The sequence below is a fragment of the Pseudomonas sp. R11-23-07 genome, from assembly GCF_003852295.1.
In the GTDB taxonomy this organism is placed as follows: Bacteria; Pseudomonadota; Gammaproteobacteria; order Pseudomonadales; family Pseudomonadaceae; genus Aquipseudomonas.
This window is the reverse complement of sequence record NZ_CP027761.1, coordinates 2,253,129-2,279,227: the sequence shown is the minus strand read 5'-3', so window position 1 is coordinate 2,279,227 and position 26,099 is coordinate 2,253,129. Positions and strand designations below refer to the sequence as shown.

Sequence of the window (26,099 nt, the reverse complement as noted above, 5' to 3'; positions counted from 1 at the left end):
ACCTCAAGCCACCTGCTTGATCGCGGCCTTGGCCTCCAGCTCACGCACCAGCGGCAACACGCGTTTGCCGAAATACTCCACCTCTTCCTGGAAATGCAGGAAAGCGGCCAGCACCAGGTCCACGCCCACCGCCTTGAGCGCCACGATGCGTTCGGCGATCTGCTGCGGTGTGCCGATCAGGTTGGTCTTGAAGCCGTCGTTGTACTGCACCAGGTCTTCAAAGCTGGACTTGGCCCAGTTACCCTCGCCTTCCGGCGATGCCTTGCCGGCTTGTCTGGCCGCGTCACCGAAGGCGTTGACCGCTTCCGGGTCGGCTTTATCGATGATCTCGGCGAGCACGGCACGCGCTTCTTCCTCGGTGTCGCGGGCGATCACGAAGGCGTTGACGCCGACTTTGACCGAATGGTTATTCGCCGCCGCCTTGGCGCGGATGTCATCGACCTGGGCCTTGATGCCTTCCGGGGTATTACCGTTGGTGAAGTACCAGTCCGACACCCGCGCGGCCATGTCTCGCGCCGCCCGCGAACTGCCGCCTTGGAACACCTCGGGCTGGCCCAGCGGCTTGGGCTTGAGGGTGTAGTTGTTGAAGCGGTAGAAGTCGCCCTTGAAGGTGAAATCGTCCTGGGTCCAGATGCCTTTCAAGGCGCGGATGAATTCTTCGGAGCGGCGATAGCGCTCATCGTGTTCCAGCCAGGGTTCACCGATGGCCTGGAACTCGCCCTTGAACCAGCCGCTGACGATATTCACCGCGATACGCCCGTTGGTGAGCTGGTCGATGGTTGCCAGTTGCTTGGCCGCCAGCGCCGGTTGCCACGGACCCGGCAGGATCGCGGCAATCACCTTGAGGGTGGTGGTCGCCGCCAGCAGCGCGTGGCTGAAGGCCACTGATTCGTGCTGGTTCTCGGCGCCGTAGCCGGCAGTGAAGCGGATCTGGGTTAGGCCATATTCGAAGCCGGCGGCTTCGGCCAGTTGCGCCAGTTTACGGTTGTAGTCGATGCCCCAGTGGGTACGTTGTTCGATCTTGCTGACCACCAACCCACCGCTGACGTTGGGCACCCAATAGGCAAATTTCACGGCTTGCTGACTCATTGAACGGTTCCTCGCACACAGGGATGTACCCAGGGCTTGAGCAGCAAGCGTGCCAGCCACGGTTAAACGCCCTGGCCGTGCGGGTCGCGGCGCAAAACCCAGGGTTTGCACGGCGTGCCGCGACTGTCATGGATCGCTGCGCTTTGTCCAAACGCTGTTGCTGGAGCAACAGCGGCGGGCGTCCCCGCGCCGTAAACACGGGCCGGCGTGCCCGGCACGGAGTGTGCAACCACCCTGGGACTTGATCACTGCCCAGGAGCCCACCCCCATGACCGAGCAACACGTCATCAACCCGCTGTCCATCGGCGTCGACTACACCACCCTGGCCGAGCGTTTCCGCCCTATTTTCCAGCGCATCGCCGACGGCGCGGTTGAACGCGAGCACAGCCGCACCCTGCCCCATGAGCCGATCCGCTGGTTGAAGGAAGCCGGCTTTGGCGCGGTGCGAGTGCCGGTGGAATATGGCGGTGGCGGCGCGTCCCTGCCGCAGCTGTTCGAACTGCTGATCGAACTCGCCGCCGCCGACTCCAACGTGCCCCAGGCCCTGCGCGGGCATTTCGCGTTTGCCGAAGACCGCCTGAACGCGCCGCCGGGCGCGGGGCGCGACCTGTGGTTCAAGCGCTTTGTCGACGGCGATCTCGTCGGCTGTGCCTGGACAGAAATCGGCATTGTCGCGATCGGCGACGTGGTGACCCAGGTCAGCCCCAACGGCGACGACTGGGCCCTCAACGGTGAAAAGTTCTACAGCACCGGCAGCCTCTTTTCCGACTGGATCGACGTGTACGCCCGGCGCAGCGACACCGGCGGCGACGTGATCGCCGCCACCCGCACCCGCCAGCCAGGCGTGGTGCAAAGCGATGACTGGGACGGCTTCGGCCAGCGCACCACCGGCAGCGGCACCACGCGCTTTACCGATGCGGTGGTCGAAGCGCACAACGTGATCGACTTTGCCGAGCGCTTCAAATACCAGACCGCGTTCTATCAACTGGTGTTGCTGGCCACCCTGGCCGGCATCGGCCGCGCGGCGCTCAACGACGTGGCCCAGCAGGTACGCAGCCGCAAGCGCATCTACAGCCACGGCAATGCCCCGCACGTCAGCCAGGACGCGCAGGTTCAACAGGTAGTCGGCGAAGTCGCTGCGCTGGTTTACGCCGCCCAGGCCAGTGCGTTGAAAGCCGCGCTGCCGGCGCAACGGGCTTATCTGGCACGTTTCGGTGGGGATGAGGTGGCCGAGCGCGAGGCCAACGTGGCGGCCGAGATCGAATCGGCGACGGCCCAGGTGGTGGTCTCGGAGCTGATCCAGCGTGCCACCAGCCAACTGTTCAACGCGTTGGGAGCCTCGGATGTGCGCCAAGGCAAGGCCCTGGACCGGCACTGGCGCAATGCGCGGACGGTGGCGTCGCACAATCCGCTGATCTACAAGGCGCGGATCGTCGGTGACTGGGTGATCAACGGCACTGAGCCGCCGTTTGTCTGGCAAATCGGCAACGGCCCGTCCAAGGCCTGAGGCCGGTTCCACATGTGGAGGGGCTTGCTTCCGATAGCGGTGGGTCAGTCATGGGTGTGTTGCTGACATCCCCTCATCGGGGCATAGGTATCTACACAACTTTCGCGTAGCCCTGAACCTGTGGCGAGGGAGCTTGCTCCCGTGGCGACCTGGCGGTCTATAGCTATCTGACTGATGCCGCGCGATCCAAATGTGGGAGGGGGCTTGCCCCCGATGGCGGCCTGACAGCCGACCAGGATGTTGGATCTGAGCGAGTACATATCCGTTGCTGCGGTAACGGCGGCTTAGGGTTCCGCCCTTACGGCGTCTCACTTTTGAAAAGCGCAAAAGTAAGCAAAACGCTCTTGCCCCACCACTCGGCACCTCGCCTAGGCTCGGTGTGCCCGTAATCCGACAGTGATTTGGGGGGCCGCCGCCACGCGCCATCCATGGCGCGGGGCGGCTAAACCGGCATCCCTGCCGGTTTACCCCCCAAATCACTGTCGAATTCCGGCCAGCGTGGTTTAACGGGGCGCCTAGATCAAGAGCAAGATCAAGAGCGACTCGCTTCGCATCGTGGTTACCGTAGGCTGCTGCTACAAAGTTGTGTAGATACCTATGCTCATCGGGGGCAAGCCCCTCCCACATTTGGAACGCGGGGCTTCAGTCAGAAAGGCTTCGGCTCCCGAGCTGTCGCGGGACCGCGCCCCTCTTAGAACGCGAGTTTGTAGCCCACCGCCATCAACATCACCGCCAGGCACGGACGCAGCACCGCGTCCGGAATCTTGCCGGTCATGTGGCTGCCCAGGTAAATGCCCGGCAGCGAGCCCATCAGCAAAAAGCCCAGCAGGTGCCAGTCCATATTGCCCATGCTCGCATGGCCCAGGCCCGCCACCAGGGTCAGCGGCACGGCATGGGCGATCTCGGTGCCCACCAGGCGGCGGGTGGCGAGGAACGGGTACAGGATGAACAGCGCCACGGTACCCAGCGCGCCGGCACCGATGGAGGTAAGCGCAACCATGGTGCCGAGGACGACGCCCGTCACTACGGTCAGCGCATTCAGGTTGCGCGGGCGCATGTGATAGTCGTCACCGGCATGGCGCTGGGCGAACGCCAGCAAGCGTTGCTTGAACAGGATCGCCAGGGCGGTCAGCAGCAACACCACACCCAGCGCCTGTTTGATCACCGCGTTCATGGCGCTGGGGTCGGTGTGCAGGCTGGCGAGGAACCACAGGGTCAGCAACACCGCAGGCACACTGCCCAGGGTGAGCCAGCCGGTGATGGTCCAGTCGATGTTCCGGTTCTTGCTGTGCACCAGCACACCACCGGATTTGGTAATGGCGGCATACAACAGGTCCGTGCCCACGGCGGTGGCCGGGTTGATGCCGAACCACAACAGGATCGGCGTCATCAGCGAGCCGCCACCCACGCCGGTCATGCCCACGATAAATCCTACGATCAGGCCGGCAACCACGAAACCCACATTACCCACATCCATTACAGCTACCTGCGGCCTTATAAAATTCTGGCGGCAGGATAGCGATTTTTCTTATAACCACTTATATCAATATGATCTGACTTTATGCCTTTTCTGCTAATCGCTGGCAGGCATACGCCTGGGTCTGGTACGCAAAGGCCACGGTGTCACGGCCCTTCAAGGCGGGATGAGTGTCGATCAGTTGCTGTAATTGCGCCGTGATGCCGGCTTTTTCTGCAGGAGGCAATGCGGCGATAAAGCTGACCGACAGGATGCGGTCCATGATCACTTCCTTCGGGCTGCCGACATGGTGATAGGCAAAGCAGGTCAGTTCAGGGGCGGAAAAATACTCACCGGTGAAGGCCTCGCGCCAACGTCCGCTATGAAAACGCGGGGTGTCGCCCTCGTAGGGGGTAATGATGGCCGTGATCGCAGCGATCCAGTCCACCGACTCATCGCGCACATTCCACACCAGCCCCAGGCGCCCTTCGGGTTTGAGTACACGGTGGATCTGCGCCAGCGCCGCCTCACTGGAAAACCAGTGGAAGGCCTGGGCGCAGACCACCGCATCGGCGCTCGCCGACGCCAAAGGCATGGACTCGGCCGTGCCATTGACCAGCCGTACGCCCGGCAGCAGCTTGACCAACTGGGCGCCCATTTCCATCACCGGTTCGACGGCGATCAGCGTCGGCGCCAGGCTGCTGAGCAAGCGCGTGAACTTGCCGGTGCCGGCCCCCAGGTCGATCACGGTCGAGTGGGCATCGATGCCCAGCGCGTCGGCCAGCCAGCCGGTGAGTTGTCGCGGGTAGCCGGGGCGGCCTTGCGCGTAAGTACGGGCCTGGGTAGAGAAACCTTGCTGAGCGGACGTGTGGACACCAGTCATTGCCAATCTCTCTTCGGGTAAAGCGGGGGCCACAGTGTGCGCCGTCCCGCGGTTATTTTCTAATCGCTGGATCGACGGCAGGCAACCACACACGAAACCGCGCGCCGCCCAAGGGTGAAGCCTCGGCGGTCAAGCTGCCGCCCTGGGCTTGCAGGGCCCGCCGGCTGATGGCCAGGCCCAGGCCGAAACCACCGGTGGCGCGGTCGCGGCTACGGTCCAGACGGTAGAACGGTTCGAAGATGCGCTCGCGCTGGTCCGGCGGAATGCCGATGCCATCATCCTCCACGAAGATTTCACAGCCGTTGGGGCAGACCCTGACGCCGACCTGGATGCGCTTGTCGCAGTAACGCGTGGCGTTGCGCAACAGGTTCTGCAGGGCGCGGGCGGTCAGGCGCGGGTCGAGACTGAAGCGCTCCACGGCGCAGTCAAGCGCCACGTCGATAACAATCTCGGGGTTCTCCAGTTCATCGTCGACACTGCCCAATACGCTGTCGATGAATTCGTCGAGCACCACCTCCACGCGCTCCGGCTCCTGCGCCGGGTTTTGCAGGCGGCTGTAGGAAAGCAACTCCAGCACCAGCTCATCCAGCTCACGAATATGCGCCACCAGGCTTTGCAAGCGCTCCCGGCTGGCCGCAGGCAAGTCCTCCGCCAGGGCCAGGGCCAGGCCGAAATCCAGGCGGGTCAGCGGCGTGCGCAGTTCATGGGACACCGCGTTGAGCAGGTCGCGCTGTTGATTGAGCAGGTGTTCGATGTCGTTGGCCATGGTATCGAACACCGAGGCGAGGCTGCCGATGCTGGAACTGGCGGGGATCAGCGTGCGCTCGGCCAGGTTGCCCCGCCCCAATTGCGCGGCGGTGCTTTTCAAGCGTTCCAGGTCGCGCCAATGCGGGCGTAGCCACACCAGCAGGCACGCGAGCAGCGCCGCGACGATCAACACGTTGATCGCCCAATACAGCACGTTCATGTCCAATGGATCGGGCGGTACCGTCAGTTTGACCACGAATTGCTCATTGATCGGCGAGCTGATTTCCTCCATCCAGCCCCACTCCCCCAGGCGCACCACCGATTTGCCCTGTTCCAGCAGTTTTTCTTCCGCCGGGGTATAGCGCGCATCCTGGCGCAGCAGCAATTGCACCTTCAACGGCGCAAAATCGCGGCCCAACTGCTCGGTGACCTGTGACCAGCGCTCCACCGGTGCGCGCACGTATTGCTTGACGATCAGCTTCTGCTGGCCGCGGGTCTGCTCGATGTTGTAGTTCATGTAACGGTGTTCGAACAGCTGGATCACCAGGGAGGGGATCAAGTAGATCGCCGCGCTGTAGGTGACGATGGTGATCAGGTAGAGGCGCAGCAGGACTCGAAACATGGCTCAGCATTCCCACTCGGAACGGCTGAACAGGTAGCCCTTGCCCCACACGGTCTTGATCTTGCGCGCTTCGCCGGCGTGGTCGTCGAACTTGCGGCGCAGCTTGGAGATGGCCACGTCCACCGAACGGTCGGTGCCATTGAATTCGATACCGCGCAGGCGCTGCAGGATCTGGTCGCGGCTGAGCACTTCACCGGCATGTCGCGCCAGCACCACCAGCAGGTTGTACTCGCCGCTGGACAGCTCCACCGCCTGCTCGCGCCAGGTCACGGTGCGCTCGGACAGGTCGATGCACAGGTTGCCCATGATGATGCGGTCGCTGGCCACCTGAGGCTCCGACAGGCTGCTGCGGCGCAGCAAGGTGCGCACACGGGCGAGCAATACGCGTGGCTCGCAGGGTTTGGTCACATAATCGTCGGCGCCCATTTCCAGGCCCAGCACCTGGTCGTGGCTGTCGTCACGGGCGGTGAGCATCAGGATCGGCAGGCCCGCCGAGTCGGCGCGCAGCAGGCGGCAGACCTGCAGGCCGTCGAGGCCGGGCAGCATCAGGTCGAGGATGACCAGGTCCGGCGGGTTCAGGCGCGCGCGTTCGCGCACCTGGTCGCCACGGCTGAGCACGCTGACGTGATAGCCATTGCGTTCCAGGTAGCTGGCAATCAGCTCGGAGAGCGCGGCGTCGTCTTCCACCAGCAGGATGTTGGGCATGAAGGTGTTTCCAGAAAATACAATGATAAGTCGTACGCAAACCCCCTCCCACATTTGGTCTTTGTTGTCAGCGAGGTTGTGCAAGGATATACGCCCCCGAGGCCAAGCGCCCCGACCCTTACATTTCTTCACAGACGCACTACACAGCTTCACAGCACCACGGCGCAGGTGACCTTAGGATGCGCCAGTCAATATTGGGATAAGAGCATGTCGAAGAATCTGTTTGCGCCGTTTTGCCTGTTGGCGCTCACCCTGGCGCTGAGCGCGTGTGACAACTCCACAGCCGAGGCGCCGCACGTGCCCCTGGCCAAAGTGCGCATCGAGACGCTGCAGGCCAAGCCCCTGTCCATCACCAGCGAATTGAGCGGACGCATCGCTGCGCCGCGTATGGCCGAGGTGCGCGCACGGGTGGCCGGGGTGGTAATGCAACGGGTCTTCAACGAAGGCCATGACGTGAAACAGGGCGACGTGCTGTTTCGCATCGACCCGGCCCCGTTCAAGGCCGACCTCGACAGCGCCCAGGCCAACCTGAGCAAAGCCGAGGCTAATGCGTTCCAGGCGCGCCTGCAGGAACAGCGCTACAGCCAGTTGGTGGAAGGCAATGCCATCAGCGGCCAGGAATACGACAACGCCCGCGCCGCCCTGCGCCAGACCAACGCCGAGGTCGCCGCGAACAAGGCCGCCGTCGAGCGGGCCCGATTGAACCTGGGTTACGCCACGGTAACCGCACCGATTTCCGGGCGCATCGGCCGTGCGCTGGTGACCGAAGGCGCCCTGGTCGGCCAGAACGAAGCCACGCCGCTGGCGATCATCCAGCAACTGGACCCGATCCATGCCGACCTCACTCAGTCGACCCGCGAGCTGAATGACCTGCGCCGCGCGTTTCGCGCCGGTCGCCTGCAGCAGGTCGGCCAGGACCAGGCCAAGGCCACCCTGATCCAGGATGACGGCAGCCTGTACCCGCTGCCGGGCAAGTTGCTGTTCGCCGAGATCAGTGTCGACCCGGGCACCGGGCAGATCATTCTGCGCAGCGAATTTCCCAACCCGGACCTCGACCTGCTGCCCGGCAGCTTCGTGCGGGTGCGCCTGGAACAAGCCGTCGACCAGCAAGGCCTCAGCGTGCCGCAGCGCGCCATCACCCGCGACAGCGCCGGCATCCCGATGGTGCTGTTGTTGGACGGCGAGCAAAGCGTGCGCCAGCAGCCGGTGGAGTTGGGCGCGGTAATCAACGATCGCTGGGTGGTCAGCAGCGGCCTCAAGCCCGGTGACCGCATTGTCGTCGAGGGCCTGCAACATGCGCGCCCCGGTGAAAAAGTTGAAGTGGACGACAGCCCGCTCGTAAAGGAATAACCCGCCATGCCGCAGTTCTTTATCGACCGCCCGATTTTCGCCTGGGTGGTGGCCCTGTTCATCTTGCTGGCCGGCTTCCTGGCGATCCCGCAATTGCCGGTGGCCCAATACCCCAACGTCGCGCCGCCAAAGGTGGAAATCTACGCGGTATACCCTGGCGCTTCGGCCCAGACCCTCGACGAAAGCGTGGTCAGCCTGATCGAGCAGGAGCTCAACGGCGCCGATCATTTGCTGTATTTCGAGTCCCAGAGCAGCCTCGGCTCGGCGACCATTACCGCCACGTTCCAGCCGGGCACCAACCCGGAAATGGCCCAGGTGGATGTGCAGAACCGCTTGAAGGCGGTAGAGCCGCGCCTGCCGCAAGCAGTGACGCAACAAGGCTTGCAGGTGGAGAAAGTCTCGGCCGGCTTCCTGCTGCTGGTCACCCTGACGTCCAGCGATGGCAAGCTCGATGATGTGGCGCTCAGCGATTACCTGGCGCGCAACGTGATGAACGAACTCAAGCGCCTGGACGGGGTAGGCAAGGCCCAGTTGTATGGCGCCGAGCGCGCCATGCGTATCTGGATCGATCCGCAGAAGCTGATCGGTTTCAACCTCACCCCGGCCGACGTGAATGCCGCCGTCAGCGCGCAGAATGCCCAGGTGTCGGCGGGCAGCATCGGCGACTTGCCGGGCACCCACACCCAGGAAATCACCGCCGCCATTCTGGTCAAGGGCCAACTGTCGACGCCGGCGGAGTTCGCCGACATCGTGCTCAAGGCCAACCCTGACGGCTCCACCGTGCGCATCGGCGATGTGGCGCGGGTCGAAGTCGGCAGCCAGGAATACCAGTTCTCCACACGCCTGAACGGCAAACCGTCCACCGCCGTCAGCGTGCAGCTGGCGCCGGGGGCCAACGCGCTGAACACCGCGACCCTGGTGCGGGCGAAGATGGACGAACTGTCGCGCTATTTCCCGGCCAACGTGGAATACAAGATCCCCTACGACACCTCGCCGTTCGTCAAAGTCTCGATCACCAAGGTGGTTTACACCTTGCTGGAGGCAATGGCGCTGGTGTTCGCGGTGATGTTCCTGTTCCTGCAGAACGTGCGCTACACCCTGATCCCCACGCTGGTGGTGCCGATTGCGCTGATGGGCACCTTTGCCACCATGCTGTTGCTGGGTTTTTCGATCAACGTGCTGACCATGTTCGGCATGGTGCTGGCGATCGGCATCCTGGTGGACGATGCGATTGTGGTGGTGGAGAACGTCGAGCGGATCATGGCCACTGAAGGCCTGTCACCCAAGGAGGCGACGAAAAAGGCCATGGGCCAGATCACCGGCGCCATTGTCGGTATCACCCTGGTGCTGGTCGCGGTCTTCCTGCCGATGGCGTTCATGCCAGGCTCGGTGGGGGTGATCTACCAGCAGTTCTCGTTGTCGATGGCCACCTCGATCCTGTTCTCGGCCTTCCTGGCCCTGACTTTGACGCCAGCGCTGTGCGCCACCTTGCTCAAGCCGATTGCCCAGGGCGAGCATCATGCCAAGGGCGGCTTTTTCGGCTGGTTCAATAAACGCTTTGAACAGCTCACCGACCGCTACGAAGGCTGGGTGGCCTATGCGCTCAAGCGCAGCGGGCGTTACCTGCTGATCTACCTGGTATTGCTGGTGGGCCTGGGGCTGCTGTTCAGTCGCCTGCCCTCCTCATTCCTGCCGGTGGAAGACCAGGGCTACACCATCACCGATATCCAGCTGCCACCGGGTGCCAGCAAGAACCGCACGGTGCAGGTGGCCGAGCAGATCGAGGCGCACAACGCCGGTGAGCCGGGGGTGGGCGATACCACCATGATCATGGGTTTCAGTTTCTCCGGCTCCGGGCAGAACGCGGCGCTGGCGTTCACCACGCTCAAGGATTGGTCGGAGCGCGGCAGCGATGACTCCGCGGCGTCGATTGCCGACCGCGCGAACATGGCCTTCAGCGGGCTCAAGGATGCGATTGCCTTTGCGATCCTGCCGCCGCCGGTAGACGGCCTGGGCACCTCCAGCGGCTTCGAGTTCCGTCTGCAGGACCGTGGCGGCGTCGGCCATGCGGGGTTGATGGCCGCGCGCACCGAGCTGCTGGAGGCTGCCGGGAAAAGTCCGGTCCTGGCCAACGTGCGCGAAAGCGCCCTGGCCGAAGCGCCGCAGGTACAGCTGGAAGTGGACCGCAAGCAGGCCAATGCGCTGGGCGTGTCGTTCGCCGATGTGGGCAATGTGCTGTCGTCGGCCATCGGCTCGGCCTACATCAACGACTTCCCCAACCAGGGCCGCATGCAGCGTGTGGTGGTGCAGGCTGAAGGCGACCAGCGCAGCCAGGTGGCGGACTTGATGAAGATCAACGTGCGCAACAACGCCGGGAAGATGGTGCCGTTGTCTGCCTTTGTCGAAGCCAAATGGACCCAGGGCCCGACGCAATTGACCCGCTACAACGGCTACCCGGCCATCGCCATCAGCGGCGAAGCGGCGCCGGGGCACAGTACCGGCGAGGCGATGGACGAAATCCAGCGCCTGGTCAGCCAGTTGCCGGCGGGCCTGGGCCAGGAATGGACGGGGTTGTCGTTGCAGGAACGTTTGTCCGGCTCCCAGGCGCCATTGCTGCTGGGCCTGTCGCTGTTGATCGTGTTCCTGTGCCTGGCGGCCTTGTATGAGAGCTGGTCGATCCCGACCTCGGTGTTGCTGGTGGTGCCCCTGGGTGTGCTCGGCGCGGTGATAGCCGTGAGCCTGCGCGGCATGCCCAACGATGTGTTCTTCAAGGTCGGCTTGATCACCATCATCGGTTTGTCGGCGAAGAACGCGATTCTGATCATTGAGTTCGCCAAGGACCTGTACGAGCAGGGTGAAGATCTGATCGACGCCACCTTGAAGGCGGCGCGGCTGCGCCTGCGCCCGATCATCATGACATCGCTGGCGTTCATCCTCGGCGTGGTGCCGCTGGCGATTGCCACCGGTGCCAGCTCGGCGAGCCAGCAGGCGATTGGTACGGGGGTGATCGGCGGGATGATCACCGCGACATTGGCGGTGGTGTTCGTGCCGGTGTTCTTTGTGGTGGTGATGAAACTGGTGCGCAAGCGCCACACGGCAGATTAAGCTTTTTGTAGGAGCGAGGCGGGCGGCTAGCCCTTGCTCGCGAAGAACTCAGGGCCTGCGCGTTTATTCAGACAGAACGCGTTGGCTGGACGTTTTTCGCGAGCAAGCTCGCTCCTACAGGGGTTATCGATCAAGTTCATGATCAAGTACAACCGAATAAGCTATGGTGCTCACTACTGCCTATTGTGAGTCGCCATGCCCTTCCTCGCCCGCACCCACCCTCGCCTCTCAGCCGCCGCCGTGCTCGGCCTCGCCGTGGGCATCCTGGTACCCGCCGATACGCTGGCCAGCAAAATTTTGATCGGCTGGAACGCCGGGGTCTGGACCTACCTGGTGCTGATGCTGTGGCTGACCAGCCGTGCCAAGGCAGAGGACGTCAAGCGCATCGCCGAGGTCGAGGACGAAAACGCCGGCCTGGTGCTGTTCACGGTGTGCATCGCCGCCATCGCCAGCCTGGCCACCATCACCTTCGAACTGGTCGGCAGCAAAGACCTGGCGCCCACCGAACGTCTGTTGCACTACGGCTTCACTGGCTTGACGGTGATCGGTTCATGGCTGTTGATCGGGGTGATTTTCAGCGTGCACTACGCCCGGCTCTATTACACCTGGAACGGCAAGGAGCCGGCGTTGCGCTTTGCCGAAGGCTTGCTCACGCCCAACTATTGGGACTTCCTGTATTTCTCCTTCACCATCGGCGTGGCGGTGCAGACGTCCGATGTGGGTGTCGCCACCCGTGGCTTGCGCAAGGTAGTGCTGGGGCAATCGTTGATCGGTTTTCTGTTCAACACGGCGATCCTGGGTTTCTCGATCAATATCGCTGCGGGCCTGTTTGGCTGAGGCTGCACAAACCTTCTAGACGCCTGGTCGCCCTTGGGCGCTAATGGCATTACACATTCATCCTCGGTGTTTTATGGCCGCGCACAATTGGATCGACCTGTCCCAGGACGCCGACACCGGCATCGAGACCCTGCGCGCGCATTTCGAGGGCCACGCCTACGATCCCCACTGGCACGACAGCTACCTGATCGGCGTCACCGAGCAAGGCGTACAGCAATTCAACTGCCGCCGCACGCGCCACAACAGCGTACCGGGCCAAGTGTTCCTGGTGGAACCCGGTGAGTTGCACGACGGCGACGCGCCCACCCCGGACGGCTTCACCTATCACATGCTGTACCTCGACCCGCACTGGTTGGCGCGTGAAGTGAGCGCTGTGTTCGAAGAGGCGCCGCTGGACAGCCAGTTGAGTTTCGCCAGCACCTTGACCGGCGATCCGCGCCTGGCCCTGGCCACCAGCCAGGCCTTTCAAACCTTGCACAGCGGCGAGCTGCGCATTGTGCGGCAACGTGCCATGGACCAATTGCTGGAGCGCCTCACCGGCCACCTCTACTGGCGCATCCGCTACCGCGAGGACCCGCGATTGCCGCAGGTGGCGCACAAGGCCAGGGAATACCTGCATGCCCATCTGCACGCAGACATCGGCATGGACGAACTGGCTCTGACCTGCGGTGTCGACCGCTTCCGCCTCAGTCGCGCCTTCAAGAGCGCGTTCGGCCTGCCGCCTCACGCCTACCTGGTGCAACTGCGCCTGGCTCACGCTCGGCATTTGCTGGGCAAGGGCGAGCAACCGGCGGATGTGGCGATGGCCCTGGGTTTTGCCGACCAGAGCCACCTGGGCCGCTGGTTTGTGCGCGCCTACGGCCTCACGCCCGCCGCGTACCGCAAGCGTTGCTCAAATGTTCCAGACAGGTAGCGTTCAGGCCGGTGAAGATCGACTCCATCGATTGATTGTTGGGAGTCGCCCGCCATGTTGCCGTTTATCCTGTTTGCCTTTGTCGCCTCCATCACCCCGGGTCCTACCAATATCCTGGTGCTGAGTAACAGCGCACGGTATGGCTTTAAGGCCGCACTGCCGATCATCCTCGGCGCCTGCCTGGGTGCAGCAGGCATCGTGCTGTTGGTGGGCTCCGGTGTGGGCCAGTCACTGGTGCATTTGCCCAAGGTACAAAGTGCGATGCAGTGGGCCGGCGTGGCCTGGCTGAGCTATCTCGCCTGGCAGATTTTCAGCGCGCCAGTGGAGGCTTTGGACGTACAGTCAGCGCAAAAGCGACTGGGTTTCAGCGGTGCCGCCGGCCTGCAATTGATCAACCCCAAGACCTGGATGATGGCGCTGGCAGTGGTCAGTGTATTTGCGGGTAATGGTGCAGAACGCCAGAGCCAGGTAATGACCCTGTCGATGGTTTTTTTCCTGATTTCTTTGCCATGCCTGGCAACCTGGGCCGTGCTGGGTGCGGGCTCAAGCCAGTTCCTGCGTTCGCCAAGTGCCATGCAACGCTTCAACCGCTGTATGGCCCTGCTTCTGCTGGGTTCGACCTGGCTGAGTGTAGTGATCTGAATGTAAAAAAAAGGGGGAAGCCATAGCTTCCCCCCTGTTCAATCGAACGACAACTTCAGAAGTCGTACCGCACGCCGAAGTTGACGCCCCAAGGCTGGTCGATCTTCTTGCCCTGGCTGGTTTCGAAGTCGGCATGCAGCTTGACGTTCTCCGATACGGCCATGGCTACACCGGCCGCCAGCTCGATGCGCGAGCCGGACAGGTCGTTGTTGAAGCTCTGGTCGTTGATGAACACCTTGTTGCTCTGGTCAAACTCGTGGGCGACCGCAGTACGCAAGTAAGGCTGCAGGACACCGCCGCTCTCCAGTTGGATGTTCTTGCCCGCAGTCACACCCAGCTTACCGACCACCGAACTGGAACGATCACCCTTGGCGTGCAGCCCATTGGTCAGGTCGTAGCTTTGCGCCTGGGTGATGGTGGCCGACAATTGCCCATAAGGCTCGACGAAAAAGCCGTCGTCCAGCTTGATATGGCGACCGAACTCAGCCGAGGCACCCACGGCGTTTTGCGCGTAGTTGCCTTTGGCTTTCTTGCCATCGCTCATGGTCACATTGTTGTCGGTGTGCAAACGGTTGAGCTTGGCCACACCGTCGAAGTACAGACCGCTTTCAGCGTCCATCCAGGTGGCATAACCGCCCACATAGTAGCTCTTGACCTCGCCACTGCTGCCACGGTTCAGGCTTAGATCGGAGACGCTGTGACCGGCCATCATACCGGCGATCCACTGGCCGTCCCCTCCGGACAACGGCGCGTCGGCACCGATGGTGAAGCCCTTCTGGTTTTGCGTGTAGCCCGCACCGTTCTTGTTGGCCGCCACATCGAATTTGTTGCCGTAGCTGCGCATCCACATACCGTTGCCCGCGCCTTCGCTGAAGCGCAATTCGCCCATGCGCGTACGCAGGATGCTCATCTCGCCATACAGCACAGTCGGCGCGCTGTTGAACAAGGCCAGTACCGAGTGGGCGGTAGTACTGGTGCCGCGACGAGAGGGGTCGAGCAGCCAGTCGGTACCTTCTTTCTTCAAGCCGTAATCATAGGCGCCAATATCAACGGTGCCGCCCGCCAGGGCGAACTGCGCATCACCGCCTTCGGTGTGCACCACCTTGATCGGCTCGCCCTTGGCCAGCTCCGAACCGGTGGCCGCCAACAGCAGGCTGTGGTTGCCTTCAGCCTTGCCTTGCACGTTGAGGAAGTCGGTCTGGTTGGTGGAAAAGTCGGTGTGCATGATGAAGGTGCCGTTACCGTCCAGGCTCTTCACATCCAGTTGGTAAAACTCGTTCGGCGCGCCGAATTCCACTGAGCCACCGCCCATTTTCAAGGCGTCAACATTGCTGTTGCCGACCAGCACCCACTTGGACGCTTCGTTCACGCTCAGTTCGGCGACGTTCTTCAACTGGCCGGTCAGAAAGGCACCGTTATTGAGTTGCACTTTTGCCTGGCTGCCGTCTTCGACCACCACGTCGCCGAACAACGAGCTGCTGTCCACGTTCAGGTTAGCTGTGGAGCCGCCGGTAACTTCGAGGAGATTGCCATTGCCGCCGATCAGGTTGGAACCATTGCGGACCTGGATGTCGGCGTTGCTGCCTTGCCGGGTGAGAATGGCCGCGCCGCTTTTGCCTTCAATGCTCGATCCGTCCAGCACCAGGCTGTTGCCCAGTACGCCGGAGGTGCCGTCTATACCCATTTGCACACCGTTCTGCCCGCCGACAATCTGGCTGTTGGTGGCATAGGCCTGACCGCTGAACAGGGCAATCCCCACACCGGTCGCACCGGTGGCTTCAACCTTGGTATCGACCAGGTCAAGTACGCTGTAGGCGCTGGCACTGGCGCCGCGCTGCGTGCCGGTGATGGTGGAGTTGACCACTCTGATTTTAGAGCCCACTTTGGACCCGTCTTGCCGGCCGGCGACCAGCCCGCTGCCGTTTTTGTTGAGGATATTGCTGTTGGTGATCAACACATTGCTGTCGCTGGACTGCACGGCGGCATTCGCGGTGCTACGCGCAATGACATCGGAACCGTCGATACGAACAGTGGACGCATAGGCAGTAATGTCCTGGGTAGAACTGCCCGGCTCGAGTGTCAAGGTTGCGGACTGACTGGTAATGTTCTTGGTGACGGCACCCTTGACGGTAAAGCCGGAGCCTGGTTTTAACTCAAACGCGTCCGGAGTTGGCCTGGGCACGACGAAATCGTCAGGCTTGGTGATGACACGGGCATCGGCGGCATGCGCTACAAGCATCAACAAGGTGACAGCGTTGACTTTCAACGCCAGACTTAAAGGCGATGGCTTGAAATTGAATACAGTTGACATTGAATGGACCTCTGGGTTGGCATTCCTTCACGGAAAAAATCTGGCCGGTTCCAAAGTGCGCGGGAGCCAGCCGATCGAGCGGTGCCAAGGTATCCAGAGCGGTTACCATTTTATGTAGGATTAGTCTTAAGCGGCCGTATGAATGCGGGTTTGAGCCAGGAGTCAATACATAGTTTCTTTGTCAAAAAAAACCTAAGAGCGGTCTGCCGCTCTTAGGTCTGGACTGTTACACCCAACTAGGCGGGTACGGCAGTTCCATCACAGAAAGTTCCGGGAGTGCCTGGTGCCCCAGCTCTGTGACCACGGGCACGATGGAGCGTCTCATCGGAGTCCAAGGGACCTGGGATGCTGTACCAGAGTTTCATCGATCCCATAAGGCGCGCAGCAGCGTTTGGTTGAATGGTTTTGAAGATGGTCGCGTAAGGTCCCAGATTCATTTCGAACCCGAGGTTTATGTCAGTTTCCGTCAGGATGGTCCTGGTAGCCAGGCCAACAGCAGCGCCAACGGGCGTTGTTCCGAGGTCATCGCTATAGCCCTGCGAATGCAGCGTCACCACCATATTGATTCGGAACTCATTGCTGGGTGGAATAAACACCACCAGGTCGCCAGGGGGCGGCCCGACAGGCCTGAAACTGTCACAATTGATGAAGCCGGCTGCGTTGAGGTTTCTCACCCGCGGTGCGTCCAGCGAGATAACGATCGCAGTCACATTGACGGGTGTGAGAGGCGACTGCTGCGAATTGGTAGTGCCTGTCGACTCAATCGTGTAATACGCCAATTTGTTGGTACCGTTTTTACCGTCGAAGATGGCGGCCCACGGAATAACCATATCGACCTCTTCGTTAGCGACACCACCGGTTATCAAGCGGGAATCAACCATATTTCCGTTATAAAAAAGCTTGATCGTAAAGTCTCTGGCGTCAGGTGTCGGTGGTTCATCCCACAGTCTGATTCGCGCGATGGCATCTCTGGACGCATGCGCCGGAGTCAATTGGTTGTCATCCGGCCCTTCAGTGCCGTCCAGCCGCACACCTATCACACGTACCGGATTGAGTTTGGTGTTGATCGGATCGGGACCTTCCGGGGTTGGGCCTACGACAAACAGGTCCAGGTCCGTCGTCGCCGTCAAGCCCGCCGGGTAACTGACCGAGCGGCGCTTGACCGCATAAGAAACCGTCAATGGCAGCAACCCTAGCGTGGCCCCGTAGAGTGCGACCAGCGTCGCGTAATCGACATGCACGGGAATCGGAAAAATTGCGCTTCCAACCGGAAAGCCGGGCAAGGTTTGCGTGCCCAGGCTGGTGGTGAGGGTAATAATCAGTTCATCGTCCGCGCGCAGCACATTATCGTATTGGGGAATACGCACTATCGCGCCGTTAAGTGCCGCCACATCAGCACGGTTGATCAAACCATCGCCGGGAACCGCCAAGTCGATGGTAGGCTCCCGAAAATTGCCGGGTCTGGGAAACAGGCTCACATCCAGGTTAAACGCGCCAGACAACCTCGATTCATTACCCGCCGCATCCACAATCACATAGCGCAAACTATGCAGGGCATCCGGATGGTTTTGAACTACCGACAGCGGTAAAGGCAAACTGAGGTCTGCGGGGATCGTCCAAAACGGGTCCGGGTTACCGGGTACCGGCAAGTACGGTTCATCCGAATTTGCAAAGTAGAGCAGCGCCCTGTCCCCTGGGGCTTTACCTTGCCCCACATAATCGGGGAATCTGAAGATTGCCGTCTGATTGGGCTTGCTCAAGAAATAATCGGCATCTACGCTTTCGGGTAAATCAACCGGGGGAACAGGCGCGGGGATGGTACCCACCCAACTTGCATAGGGCGGTTCAAGATCGATGATGAGCAATTGCGGGCTGGACTCGGTACTGTTGCCAACACTGAAAACATCTATTCTATATTTCAGCTTATTGATACCGACAGGGCGCCGCCCGCGTACAACATTTATTTCCAGCCCGGTGGCCGGGACATTCGCCGCCGGAACGATGATAGGGTTTGCCCAGTCCGCCTGGTCGTTGGGCTGGACCCACAGCGTATAGACATCAGGTTCCAGCGGATTGGTACTGAAATCATCCGGCCGCGGAATGCTTACCATCATGTCTTCGGCGAGAGCGACGGATTTGCTGATCAACCCGGGAAATCCGGGCACCTCCCCCTCCAGCCTGGCGTCAGGCAAGGCAAGCAAGCTAGGGTTGGCTTTGCGTTCATTTTGGAAATTGCGAATAGCGTCCAACGTTTGCCTTTTCATGATATCTCCATGACTCTTCAGGTAAGGGTAACTTCGAGGCGAGAGAATCCGCGCCCTACAACATTGCGAAAATGTCTAGCACTCGCTCAATAACAGCGGCCTGAACTTCAACCTATAAAACACTGCAGTAGCTTTAACTTATTCAGGCAGGACGCGGGTGGCTTGCCCCGTCGTTGAACAGCTAATAATGTCACCCGCCTTACAATAGCCGCCGGCGGAATAGTTTAAATCGATACGAATTTTTCTGGGCACGGACTCGCCGATCAATAGGCCATGACGCCTGACTTGATAAAACACTTGAGCGGAACCAAAGTCATGCATCGGTACAACTTTCTCTTCATAGGGCGCTACCGTAAAGTCCAATCCATTGATCAAGTCATAATCGCTATCAAAGGATTTACTTTCAGCATAGCGAGATTCTTCAATCACCGGCCCCTCCCAATTATTCGTGTGGTATCCAGCCCAAAAAAATCTCACGACATCATTAAGTTCAAAGCGTTGATCATTGGCTATATGCCAATGCACGCCATGAAACACCTCGGGCTTTGAGCAACAGGCTAAATAACCGGCTCCGCCCACCAGGGTATGTTTGAGGATCGGCGCTGGAAATGAGATCAGCATGCCGGTATTGACATTGACGAAGGTGTTTTCAGACTGTTGCTCATTCACACCATTACTGGTGGTGTAGTACACGGGCAAGGCAGGATGAATAAAACCCGCCATGACTGCCCACGGAATGACCGTGGAAAACACCAACTGCCCTTCCACATCCCCCGCTTGCACCGTGTAGGACGCAACCGGCCCGACACCGTCCCAGAAAAACCGCAGCACTTGCCCCGGCTCCGGCTTTTCATACAGGAAGACTCGGGCCCGTGCGCCGGCAGGGTTGTCATCATGGTTGACCACATTCGGGAGGTTGGACACCAGCCCGCGGACCTCTGCCAGGGGTAAATCCGGATTCAGCAGTGCCGGCGCATTGGCGTGGTCCTGCCCGGCGATGGTCAGGTTCACATTCACGCGAATGGCAAACGAAGGAAAGGCGGGCAGCGTGCCGCGAATAATCTCATAGCGTACCGGCACCGTTTCCGGCGCCAGCGTATCCGTCAGAGGTCCGCGCAACACCGGCCATGGAATCGGCACATCGGTGGGGAAGCCGTCAACGGGATGGAGCGATGTGGGCCTGCCTTTCCAATACACCACAACCTGATCGCCCGGCGCCCAGCCGGTATAGCTGCCGATCCGCACAAAAATTCCGGCCCTGGCGTCTTCGCGATTGATCAACAAGTCGGTGTAAAGCTCTGGAGGATAGATTTCGGGAGGCGGCAGATCAGAAGGCAAAGGGATCAGGCCCAGTTGAAACGGAAGGCCCGCACTGCGATCACTGAAATTGCCGGCCTTGTCGAAAATGCGAAAAAAGATATAAGCGGCACCATTGGCCAGATGCCGAAATACGTCGGCGGGCAGATACGCGATCAGGGGCTCGCCACTCGATACCCACTCGTACACGCCGTCCTCACGCGCGACCGGTGGGTTGGCCAGATTGGAGGTGTAAAAGTGAAGGACGTCGCCATCGCTGCGCCCCCTGTAAGCCGGCACATGAAACGCCACCAGAGGGTTGGCGAGCAGATAAGCCTCGTCCATCACAGGTGAAGGGGGCACCACGAATTCCAGATGATCCGCCGGATCCAACAACTGCGGCTCATCCATATCCACAGTGAGTGTGCGTTTGGGGTCCAGCACAGTCTCGCCGCCAAATGAGTCCGTGACTGAGTAATAGAGCTCAACGGGGCCCGATAAGGCGCGCAGTACCACCAGCGGGACAAACATCTGATGCTCGATCGGCAACGGGGGGGGCGGCGCATTGATCGTCAGGAAGTCGCGATAGACCACCGCACCGCCCCGTGCCCAAAACAGCGTCAGGATATGGGGTGTATCCAGCGGTTCTGGTGGCGGCCCCCACTGGGGAATAAGCACTTCAAGCGGTGCAAGCATCAGCGCCGCCGGAATCAGGCCCTCCGGATCCAGCGGGTCCACCCCGGGAATAATCATCGGGGCCAATGCCAGAGGCCCGTTGTCATACAGCCTGGAACTGTCGGCGGTGATAGCTGGTTCGTCGGTATCGGACATAAATATTTCCTCAACATTGCAGCCGGGAATAACCAGCGATCACCGTATAAGCCGGCCTGGGTGGAAGAAATTAAAGCCTCAATCACACCCGTTCGATACTGTCAGAACTCACAGGTGCAGCTATCCATTCGTCGGATTTCAGCCGGTCAGAAACGCAAATCCATTAGGTTTTTTCTTGACGACTCGCACGGTGTGGTGTCTTCTGAAACCGGTTTCAGCCTGACCCCAAATTTTCTATTCCAATAAGAAAGGCCCGCCACCGTGAGTTCATTTTCCGCCGCCCAGCGCAGCCGCGTGACCATGCTCGATGTCGCCGAGCGCGCAGGTGTGTCCAAGGCCAGCGTGTCGCGTTTTATCGGCGATGACCGCGCCCTGCTCTCCGATGCCATCGCGCTGCGCATCGAGCAAGCCATCGATGAACTTGGCTACCGTCCCAACCAGATGGCCCGTGGCCTCAAACGTGGGCGCACGCGCCTGATCGGCATGCTGGTGGCTGATATCCGCAACCCCTATTCCATTGCCGTGATGCACGGCGTCGAAACCGCCTGCCGCCAGCACGGCTATAGCCTGGTGGTATGCAACACCGACCGCGATGACGAACAAGAGCGCCAGCACTTGGCGGCGCTGCGTTCGTACAACATCGAGGGGTTGATCGTGAACACCCTCGGCCATCACCTCGACCAACTGCTGGAACTGCAACGGGAAATGCCCCTGGTGCTGGTGGACCGCAAGGTCGAGCCGCTGCACAGCGACCTGGTGGGGTTGGACAACCCGGCGGCGGTGCGTATGGCGCTGGAGCATCTTGAGCAGCAGGGTTATCGCGAGGTGCTGCTGGTGAGCGAGGCGCCTGACGGCACCAGTTCACGGCTCGAACGCCTGCACAGTTTCAAAACTGAAGTCGCCAACCGCCCGGACATGAACGGCGCCGTACTCGAGTTGAACGACGCGCTGGAAAATCACCTGCGCATCTTCCTGGCCAAACCCGCGCGCAAAGCGCTGTTCTGCGCCAACGGCGTGGCCGCGCTGGCGTGCAGCCGTGCGCTCAAGGCGTCGGGCTGCCATCTGTTCAACGATATCGGCCTGATTGCCCTGGATGACCTCGACTGGTATCCGCTGGTAGGCAGTGGCATCACAGCGCTCGCCCAGCCGACCGAGGCGATTGGTGCCAGCGCGTTCGACTGCCTGCTCAAGCGTTTGCGTGGCGATACAGCCCCCACGCGTACCCTGGATTTTTTGCCCCAACTGATCATCCGAGGCTCGACCCAACTCCTTGTGGAAGGGGGCTTGCCCCCGATTGCGGTATATCAGCCAGCTTAGCTGTAGCTGACCCAACGCTATCGGGGGCAAGCCCCCTCCCACATTTTGTTCTGCGCATAAAATTGAAACCGGTTTCAGAGGTAAACAACAATGCATGAATATCCCGTCTCTATCAGCCTTTCCAGCTACGGCGCCGAGCTGGTCCGCCAGCAGGGCCAATTGAGTTTTGTCGCGCTGCTGCACGCCGCCGGTGCCCGGCGCATCGAATGGCGTGAAGAACTGCTGACCACCGAACCGCCTGGCACCCTGGCCCAGGCCGCCGCCGAGCAAGGCCTGGAATCGGTATTTTCCTCGCCCCTGGAACTCTGGGTCGCCGGCCGTGCCCAGCCCAATGCAGACTTGGCCGCGACCCTGGACCGCGCCCAGGCCTTCGGTTCGCGCTGGCTGAAAGTGTCCCTGGGTTACTTCACCGACACCAACGACCTCGAAAGCCTGCACGCCCTGCTCAATCGCCACTCGGTCAAGCTGCTGGTAGAAAATGACCAGACCCTGCACGGTGGACGGATCGAGCCGATGCAACGGTTTTTCACCGAGGTCGACCGCCTGGGCCTGCCGGTCAGGATGACCTTCGACATCGGCAACTGGCAATGGCAGGACCAATCCGCGCTCACCGCCGCGCGCCTGCTGGGCCGGCACGTGGACTACTTGCACTGCAAGGCCGTGGCGCGTCGCCCGGACGGCAAGCTGATAGCCCAGCCGCCTGGCGCCACCGACCTGCATCTGTGGGAACAACTGCTCACGCACATGACCCAAGGTATTACCCGGGCGGTGGAATTTCCGCTGCAGGGCGACGACCTGATCCAGGTCACCGCGCAACAGGTCGCCACCCTCGCCCGCCTTGGCCAACCCCGCGTGGAGAATGCCCATGTCTGAGATCGATATCCTGTCGTTTGGCGAGACCATGGCGATGTTCGTCGCCGAGCAGACCGGCGACCTGGCCCAGGTCGGCCAGTTTCACAAGCACATTGCCGGGGCCGACAGCAATGTCGCGATTGGCCTGTCGCGCCTGGGTTTCAATGTCGCGTGGTTGAGCCGGGTGGGTAACGACTCCCTCGGGCGCTTCGTGGTCGACACCCTGGTCAACGAAGGCCTGGACTGCAGCCACGTAGCCATCGACCCGCTGCACCCCACCGGTTTTCAGCTCAAGTCCCGCGAAGAAGCTGGCGCCGATCCTCAGGTGGAGTACTTCCGCAAAGGTTCGGCGGCCAGCCATCTGTCGATTGCGGCCATCAGCCCGGCTCTGTTGCAAGCTCGTCACCTGCATGCCACCGGGATTGTGCCAGCGTTGTCCGAGGCCACCCGCGAATTGTCCGTGGAGTTGATGACACAGATGCGCAAGGCCGGGCGCAGCGTGTCCTTCGATCCGAACCTGCGTCCATCCCTGTGGGCCAGCCAGGCGCAGATGATCCGCGAAATCAACGCCCTGGCCGGCCTGGCTGACTGGGTATTGCCTGGCCTCAGCGAAGGCCAACTGCTCACCGGCTTCGATGACCCGGCGGATATTGCCGCGTTCTACCTCGACCAGGGCGCCGAAGCGGTGGCAATCAAACTCGGGCCCGATGGCGCGTATTACCGCACCCAGATGGACCAGGGCTTTGTCGCCGCCGTGCGCGTGGACAAGGTCGTCGACACCGTGGGCGCCGGCGATGGTTTTGCCGTGGGCATGATCAGCGCCCTGCTGGAAAACGCCAGCTTTCCCGAGGCGGTACAACGCGGCAACTGGATCGGCAGCCGCGCCGTACAGAGCCGCGGCGACATGGAAGGGCTGCCCACCCGCGCCGAATTACCCAGCCGATCCGTTGCTTGACCCATTACCCACTCTCCCTGTTGCCACAACTACAACAAGCTCAGGAGCAACCTTATGGAAACCGTGAAACTCGCCACCCGCCGTTGGTGGTACATCATGCCCATCGTGTTTATCACTTACAGCCTGGCCTACCTGGACCGCGCCAACTACGGCTTCGCCGCCGCCTCGGGGATGGCCGAAGACCTGATGATCACGCCGGGGATGTCGTCCCTGCTCGGCGCGCTGTTTTTCCTCGGCTACTTTTTCTTCCAGGTGCCAGGGGCGATCTATGCGCAGAAGCGCAGCGTCAAAAAGCTGATTTTCGTCAGCCTGATCCTGTGGGGCGGCCTGGCTACCCTGACCGGGGTGGTCTCCAACGCCTACATGCTGATCGTCATCCGCTTCATGCTCGGGGTGGTCGAGGCTGCGGTGATGCCGGCGATGCTGGTGTACCTGTGCCACTGGTTCACCCGTGCGGAACGCTCGCGGGCCAACACCTTCCTGATCCTCGGCAACCCGGTGACCATGCTGTGGATGTCGGTGGTCTCGGGCTATCTGGTGCAGCATTTCAGCTGGCGCTGGATGTTTATCATCGAGGGCCTGCCGGCGGTGTTATGGGCATTTATCTGGTGGAAGTTGGCCGACGAGCGTCCCAAGGACGCCAAGTGGCTGAGCGACACGGAAAAGCACAGCCTGGAAACTGCCCTGGCCGCCGAGCAAGTCGGGATCAAGGCGGTGAAAAACTACGCCGAGGCCTTTCGCTCGCCGAAGGTGATCATCCTGGCGCTGCAGTTCTTCTGCTGGAGCATTGGCGTATACGGCTTCGTGCTGTGGCTGCCGTCGATCCTCAAGGCCGGCCTGAAGATGGACATGGTCGAAGCCGGCTGGCTGTCAGCCCTGCCTTACCTCGCAGCGGTGATCGGCATGCTGGTGGTGTCCTGGGGTTCGGACAAGCTGCAGAAGCGTAAACGCTTCGTCTGGCCGCCGCTGTTGGTTGCCTCCATCGCGTTCTATGCCTCCTACGCGCTCGGGGCTGAACACTTCTGGTGGTCCTACACCCTGCTGGTGATCGCCGGGGCGTGCATGTACGCGCCTTATGGTCCGTTCTTCGCCATCGTTCCGGAAATCCTTCCGGCCAACGTCGCCGGCGGCGCCATGGCGCTGATCAACAGCATGGGCGCACTGGGCTCGTTCGGCGGTTCGTACCTGGTGGGTTACCTCAATAGCAGCACCGGTTCGCCGGGCGCTTCGTACCTGTTGATGAGCGGTGCGTTGATGCTGTCGGTGGTGCTGACGATTTTCCTCAAGCCCGGCGCCAGCGACCGCGTACGCGAGCCCGTGGCTACCCTCGAAATGAAGGCCAATTCCTGATGAAAAAATCCGTGGTTTTATACAAGAAACTCTCCGCGCCGCTGATGGCCCGCCTGCATGAGCAGGCCGACGTGACCCTGATCGACTCACTGGACGAGGCCGGCCTGGCCCAACTGCGCAGCGCCCTGCCCAACGCCCACGGGCTGTTGGGCGCCAGCCTGCGCCTGGATGCCGGCCTGCTTGAACTTGCGCCGAAGCTGGAAGCGGTGGCGAGCGTTTCCGTGGGGGTGGACAACTACGACATCGACTACCTCACCCAGCGCGGCATCCTGCTCAGCAACACCCCGGATGTGCTCACCGAAACCACCGCCGACACCGGCTTTGCGCTGATCCTCGCGACCGCCCGACGCGTGGTGGAACTGGCCGACATGGTGCGCGCCGGCCAATGGAACAAGAACATCGGCCCGGCACACTTCGGCAGCGATGTACACGGCAAGACTTTAGGCATCATCGGCATGGGGCGTATCGGCGAAGCCTTGGCCCAGCGTGGGCATTTTGGCTTCGGCATGCCGGTGATCTACCACAGCCATTCGCCCAAGCCTGCGGTAGAGGCGCGTTTTGGCGCGCAGTACCGCAGCTTGCCGGAACTGCTCAAAGAGGCCGATTTTGTCTGCCTGACCTTGCCGCTGACGGCTGAAACCGAGAAGCTGATTGGCGCTGAAGAGTTCGCGTTAATGGGGCCGGAGACGATCTTTATCAACATTTCGCGGGGCAAGGTGGTGGACGAAGCGGCGCTGGTCGAAGCCTTGCAACAGCGCACCATTCGCGCGGCCGGGTTGGATGTGTTCGAGAAAGAACCGCTCGACCACGCATCGCCGCTGCTGCGGTTGAACAATGTGGTGGCGACGCCGCACATAGGCTCGGCGACCCATGAGACACGCGAGGCGATGGCCAAATGTGCAGTGGATAATCTGCTGCAGGCGTTGGCCGGAGAGCGGCCGCAGAACCTGGTGAACCCAGGCGCCTGGAAATAGTGAACTCATGTGGGAGGGGGCTTGCTCCCGATAGCGGTGGGTCAGCTAAAAATAGACTGACTGACACACTGCCATCGGGGGCAAGCCCCCTCC

The 26,099-nt window shown here is 61.3% G+C and carries 19 protein-coding genes; 11 read left to right on the top strand and 8 right to left on the bottom strand.

What is annotated here, in order from left to right:
• Positions 1 to 3: 3 nt before the first annotated feature.
• Entirely contained in the window at positions 4 to 1,089 is a 1,086-nt protein-coding gene (gene sfnG, locus C4J84_RS10515; RefSeq protein ID WP_124435283.1) for a dimethylsulfone monooxygenase SfnG, read from the bottom strand.
• Between the two features lie 268 nt (positions 1,090 to 1,357).
• On the opposite strand from sfnG, the gene C4J84_RS10510 reads away from it, so the two are divergent.
• Positions 1,358 to 2,596, top strand: coding sequence for an acyl-CoA dehydrogenase family protein (locus C4J84_RS10510; protein ID WP_124435282.1), 1,239 nt, complete (start codon positions 1,358 to 1,360; stop codon positions 2,594 to 2,596).
• Positions 2,597 to 3,287: 691 nt separating this feature from the next.
• On the opposite strand, the gene C4J84_RS10505 is transcribed toward C4J84_RS10510, so the two are convergent.
• The 4 genes from C4J84_RS10505 to C4J84_RS10490 all read right to left on the bottom strand — a co-directional run bounded on the left by C4J84_RS10505 (position 3,288) and on the right by C4J84_RS10490 (position 7,009).
• Positions 3,288 to 4,073 (bottom strand): sulfite exporter TauE/SafE family protein, encoded by a 786-nt coding sequence (locus C4J84_RS10505; protein ID WP_124370378.1) that lies wholly within the window; start codon positions 4,071 to 4,073, stop codon positions 3,288 to 3,290.
• An 82-nt stretch (positions 4,074 to 4,155) separates the two neighbouring features.
• Positions 4,156 to 4,935 (bottom strand): class I SAM-dependent methyltransferase, encoded by a 780-nt coding sequence (locus tag C4J84_RS10500; RefSeq protein ID WP_124435281.1) that lies wholly within the window; start codon positions 4,933 to 4,935, stop codon positions 4,156 to 4,158.
• Between the two features lie 52 nt (positions 4,936 to 4,987).
• Positions 4,988 to 6,304, bottom strand: coding sequence for an ATP-binding protein (locus tag C4J84_RS10495; protein WP_124370376.1), 1,317 nt, complete (start codon positions 6,302 to 6,304; stop codon positions 4,988 to 4,990).
• 3 nt (positions 6,305 to 6,307) lie between these two features.
• A complete protein-coding gene (locus tag C4J84_RS10490; protein WP_124435280.1) occupies positions 6,308 to 7,009 on the bottom strand; it encodes a response regulator transcription factor in 702 nt (233 codons plus the stop codon).
• A 207-nt stretch (positions 7,010 to 7,216) separates the two neighbouring features.
• On the opposite strand from C4J84_RS10490, the gene C4J84_RS10485 reads away from it, so the two are divergent.
• From C4J84_RS10485 to C4J84_RS10465, 5 genes are all read left to right on the top strand, one after another.
• The gene (locus C4J84_RS10485) at positions 7,217 to 8,359 is read left to right on the top strand and encodes an efflux RND transporter periplasmic adaptor subunit (RefSeq protein WP_124435279.1); all 1,143 of its coding nucleotides are present in this window, start codon (positions 7,217 to 7,219) and stop codon (positions 8,357 to 8,359) included.
• Positions 8,360 to 8,365: 6 nt separating this feature from the next.
• Positions 8,366 to 11,464, top strand: a complete 3,099-nt coding sequence (locus C4J84_RS10480) for an efflux RND transporter permease subunit (RefSeq protein ID WP_124435278.1) — start codon at positions 8,366 to 8,368, stop codon at positions 11,462 to 11,464.
• 195 nt (positions 11,465 to 11,659) lie between these two features.
• Positions 11,660 to 12,301, top strand: a complete 642-nt coding sequence (locus C4J84_RS10475) for a DUF1345 domain-containing protein (protein WP_124362412.1) — start codon at positions 11,660 to 11,662, stop codon at positions 12,299 to 12,301.
• Positions 12,302 to 12,374: 73 nt separating this feature from the next.
• Positions 12,375 to 13,214 carry an AraC family transcriptional regulator gene (locus C4J84_RS10470; protein WP_124435277.1) on the top strand — a complete coding sequence of 280 codons (840 nt, stop codon included), beginning with the start codon at positions 12,375 to 12,377 and terminating at the stop codon, positions 13,212 to 13,214.
• 54 nt (positions 13,215 to 13,268) lie between these two features.
• A complete protein-coding gene (locus C4J84_RS10465; protein WP_124435276.1) occupies positions 13,269 to 13,856 on the top strand; it encodes a LysE family translocator in 588 nt (195 codons plus the stop codon).
• 55 nt (positions 13,857 to 13,911) lie between these two features.
• On the opposite strand, the gene C4J84_RS10460 is transcribed toward C4J84_RS10465, so the two are convergent.
• The 3 genes from C4J84_RS10460 to C4J84_RS10450 form a co-directional block, all read right to left on the bottom strand.
• Positions 13,912 to 16,167: an autotransporter outer membrane beta-barrel domain-containing protein gene (locus C4J84_RS10460; RefSeq protein WP_124435275.1), complete on the bottom strand. Its 2,256-nt coding sequence runs from the start codon at positions 16,165 to 16,167 to the stop codon at positions 13,912 to 13,914.
• Between the two features lie 236 nt (positions 16,168 to 16,403).
• A complete protein-coding gene (locus tag C4J84_RS10455; RefSeq protein ID WP_256681404.1) occupies positions 16,404 to 18,431 on the bottom strand; it encodes a hypothetical protein in 2,028 nt (675 codons plus the stop codon).
• A gap of 138 nt (positions 18,432 to 18,569) precedes the next feature.
• The gene (locus C4J84_RS10450; RefSeq protein ID WP_124370370.1) at positions 18,570 to 20,558 is read right to left on the bottom strand and encodes a hypothetical protein; all 1,989 of its coding nucleotides are present in this window, start codon (positions 20,556 to 20,558) and stop codon (positions 18,570 to 18,572) included.
• A 261-nt stretch (positions 20,559 to 20,819) separates the two neighbouring features.
• On the opposite strand from C4J84_RS10450, the gene C4J84_RS10445 reads away from it, so the two are divergent.
• From C4J84_RS10445 to C4J84_RS10425, 5 genes are all read left to right on the top strand, one after another.
• A complete protein-coding gene (locus C4J84_RS10445) occupies positions 20,820 to 21,875 on the top strand; it encodes a LacI family DNA-binding transcriptional regulator (protein ID WP_124435274.1) in 1,056 nt (351 codons plus the stop codon).
• A gap of 90 nt (positions 21,876 to 21,965) precedes the next feature.
• Positions 21,966 to 22,748, top strand: a complete 783-nt coding sequence (locus C4J84_RS10440; protein ID WP_124435273.1) for a sugar phosphate isomerase/epimerase — start codon at positions 21,966 to 21,968, stop codon at positions 22,746 to 22,748.
• The gene (locus tag C4J84_RS10435; RefSeq protein WP_124435272.1) at positions 22,741 to 23,682 is read left to right on the top strand and encodes a sugar kinase; all 942 of its coding nucleotides are present in this window, start codon (positions 22,741 to 22,743) and stop codon (positions 23,680 to 23,682) included. Before C4J84_RS10440 ends, C4J84_RS10435 begins: the two co-directional genes overlap by 8 nt.
• 54 nt (positions 23,683 to 23,736) lie before the next feature.
• Positions 23,737 to 25,032 carry an MFS transporter gene (locus C4J84_RS10430; protein ID WP_124362403.1) on the top strand — a complete coding sequence of 432 codons (1,296 nt, stop codon included), beginning with the start codon at positions 23,737 to 23,739 and terminating at the stop codon, positions 25,030 to 25,032.
• Positions 25,032 to 26,006 carry an NAD(P)-dependent oxidoreductase gene (locus tag C4J84_RS10425; protein WP_124435271.1) on the top strand — a complete coding sequence of 325 codons (975 nt, stop codon included), beginning with the start codon at positions 25,032 to 25,034 and terminating at the stop codon, positions 26,004 to 26,006. The genes C4J84_RS10430 and C4J84_RS10425 overlap by 1 nt, the downstream gene beginning before the upstream one ends.
• Positions 26,007 to 26,099 lie beyond the last annotated feature (93 nt).

Coding starts and splice junctions, on each gene's coding strand:
- sfnG (WP_124435283.1), bottom strand. CDS start 1,089: ATGAGTCAGCAAGCCGTGAAATTTGCCTATTGGGTGCCCAACGTCAGC.
- C4J84_RS10510 (WP_124435282.1), top strand. CDS start 1,358: ATGACCGAGCAACACGTCATCAACCCGCTGTCCATCGGCGTCGACTAC.
- C4J84_RS10505 (WP_124370378.1), bottom strand. CDS start 4,073: ATGGATGTGGGTAATGTGGGTTTCGTGGTTGCCGGCCTGATCGTAGGA.
- C4J84_RS10500 (WP_124435281.1), bottom strand. CDS start 4,935: ATGACTGGTGTCCACACGTCCGCTCAGCAAGGTTTCTCTACCCAGGCC.
- C4J84_RS10495 (WP_124370376.1), bottom strand. CDS start 6,304: ATGTTTCGAGTCCTGCTGCGCCTCTACCTGATCACCATCGTCACCTAC.
- C4J84_RS10490 (WP_124435280.1), bottom strand. CDS start 7,009: ATGCCCAACATCCTGCTGGTGGAAGACGACGCCGCGCTCTCCGAGCTG.
- C4J84_RS10485 (WP_124435279.1), top strand. CDS start 7,217: ATGTCGAAGAATCTGTTTGCGCCGTTTTGCCTGTTGGCGCTCACCCTG.
- C4J84_RS10480 (WP_124435278.1), top strand. CDS start 8,366: ATGCCGCAGTTCTTTATCGACCGCCCGATTTTCGCCTGGGTGGTGGCC.
- C4J84_RS10475 (WP_124362412.1), top strand. CDS start 11,660: ATGCCCTTCCTCGCCCGCACCCACCCTCGCCTCTCAGCCGCCGCCGTG.
- C4J84_RS10470 (WP_124435277.1), top strand. CDS start 12,375: ATGGCCGCGCACAATTGGATCGACCTGTCCCAGGACGCCGACACCGGC.
- C4J84_RS10465 (WP_124435276.1), top strand. CDS start 13,269: ATGTTGCCGTTTATCCTGTTTGCCTTTGTCGCCTCCATCACCCCGGGT.
- C4J84_RS10460 (WP_124435275.1), bottom strand. CDS start 16,167: ATGTCAACTGTATTCAATTTCAAGCCATCGCCTTTAAGTCTGGCGTTG.
- C4J84_RS10455 (WP_256681404.1), bottom strand. CDS start 18,431: ATGAAAAGGCAAACGTTGGACGCTATTCGCAATTTCCAAAATGAACGC.
- C4J84_RS10450 (WP_124370370.1), bottom strand. CDS start 20,558: ATGTCCGATACCGACGAACCAGCTATCACCGCCGACAGTTCCAGGCTG.
- C4J84_RS10440 (WP_124435273.1), top strand. CDS start 21,966: ATGCATGAATATCCCGTCTCTATCAGCCTTTCCAGCTACGGCGCCGAG.
- C4J84_RS10435 (WP_124435272.1), top strand. CDS start 22,741: ATGTCTGAGATCGATATCCTGTCGTTTGGCGAGACCATGGCGATGTTC.
- C4J84_RS10430 (WP_124362403.1), top strand. CDS start 23,737: ATGGAAACCGTGAAACTCGCCACCCGCCGTTGGTGGTACATCATGCCC.
- C4J84_RS10425 (WP_124435271.1), top strand. CDS start 25,032: ATGAAAAAATCCGTGGTTTTATACAAGAAACTCTCCGCGCCGCTGATG.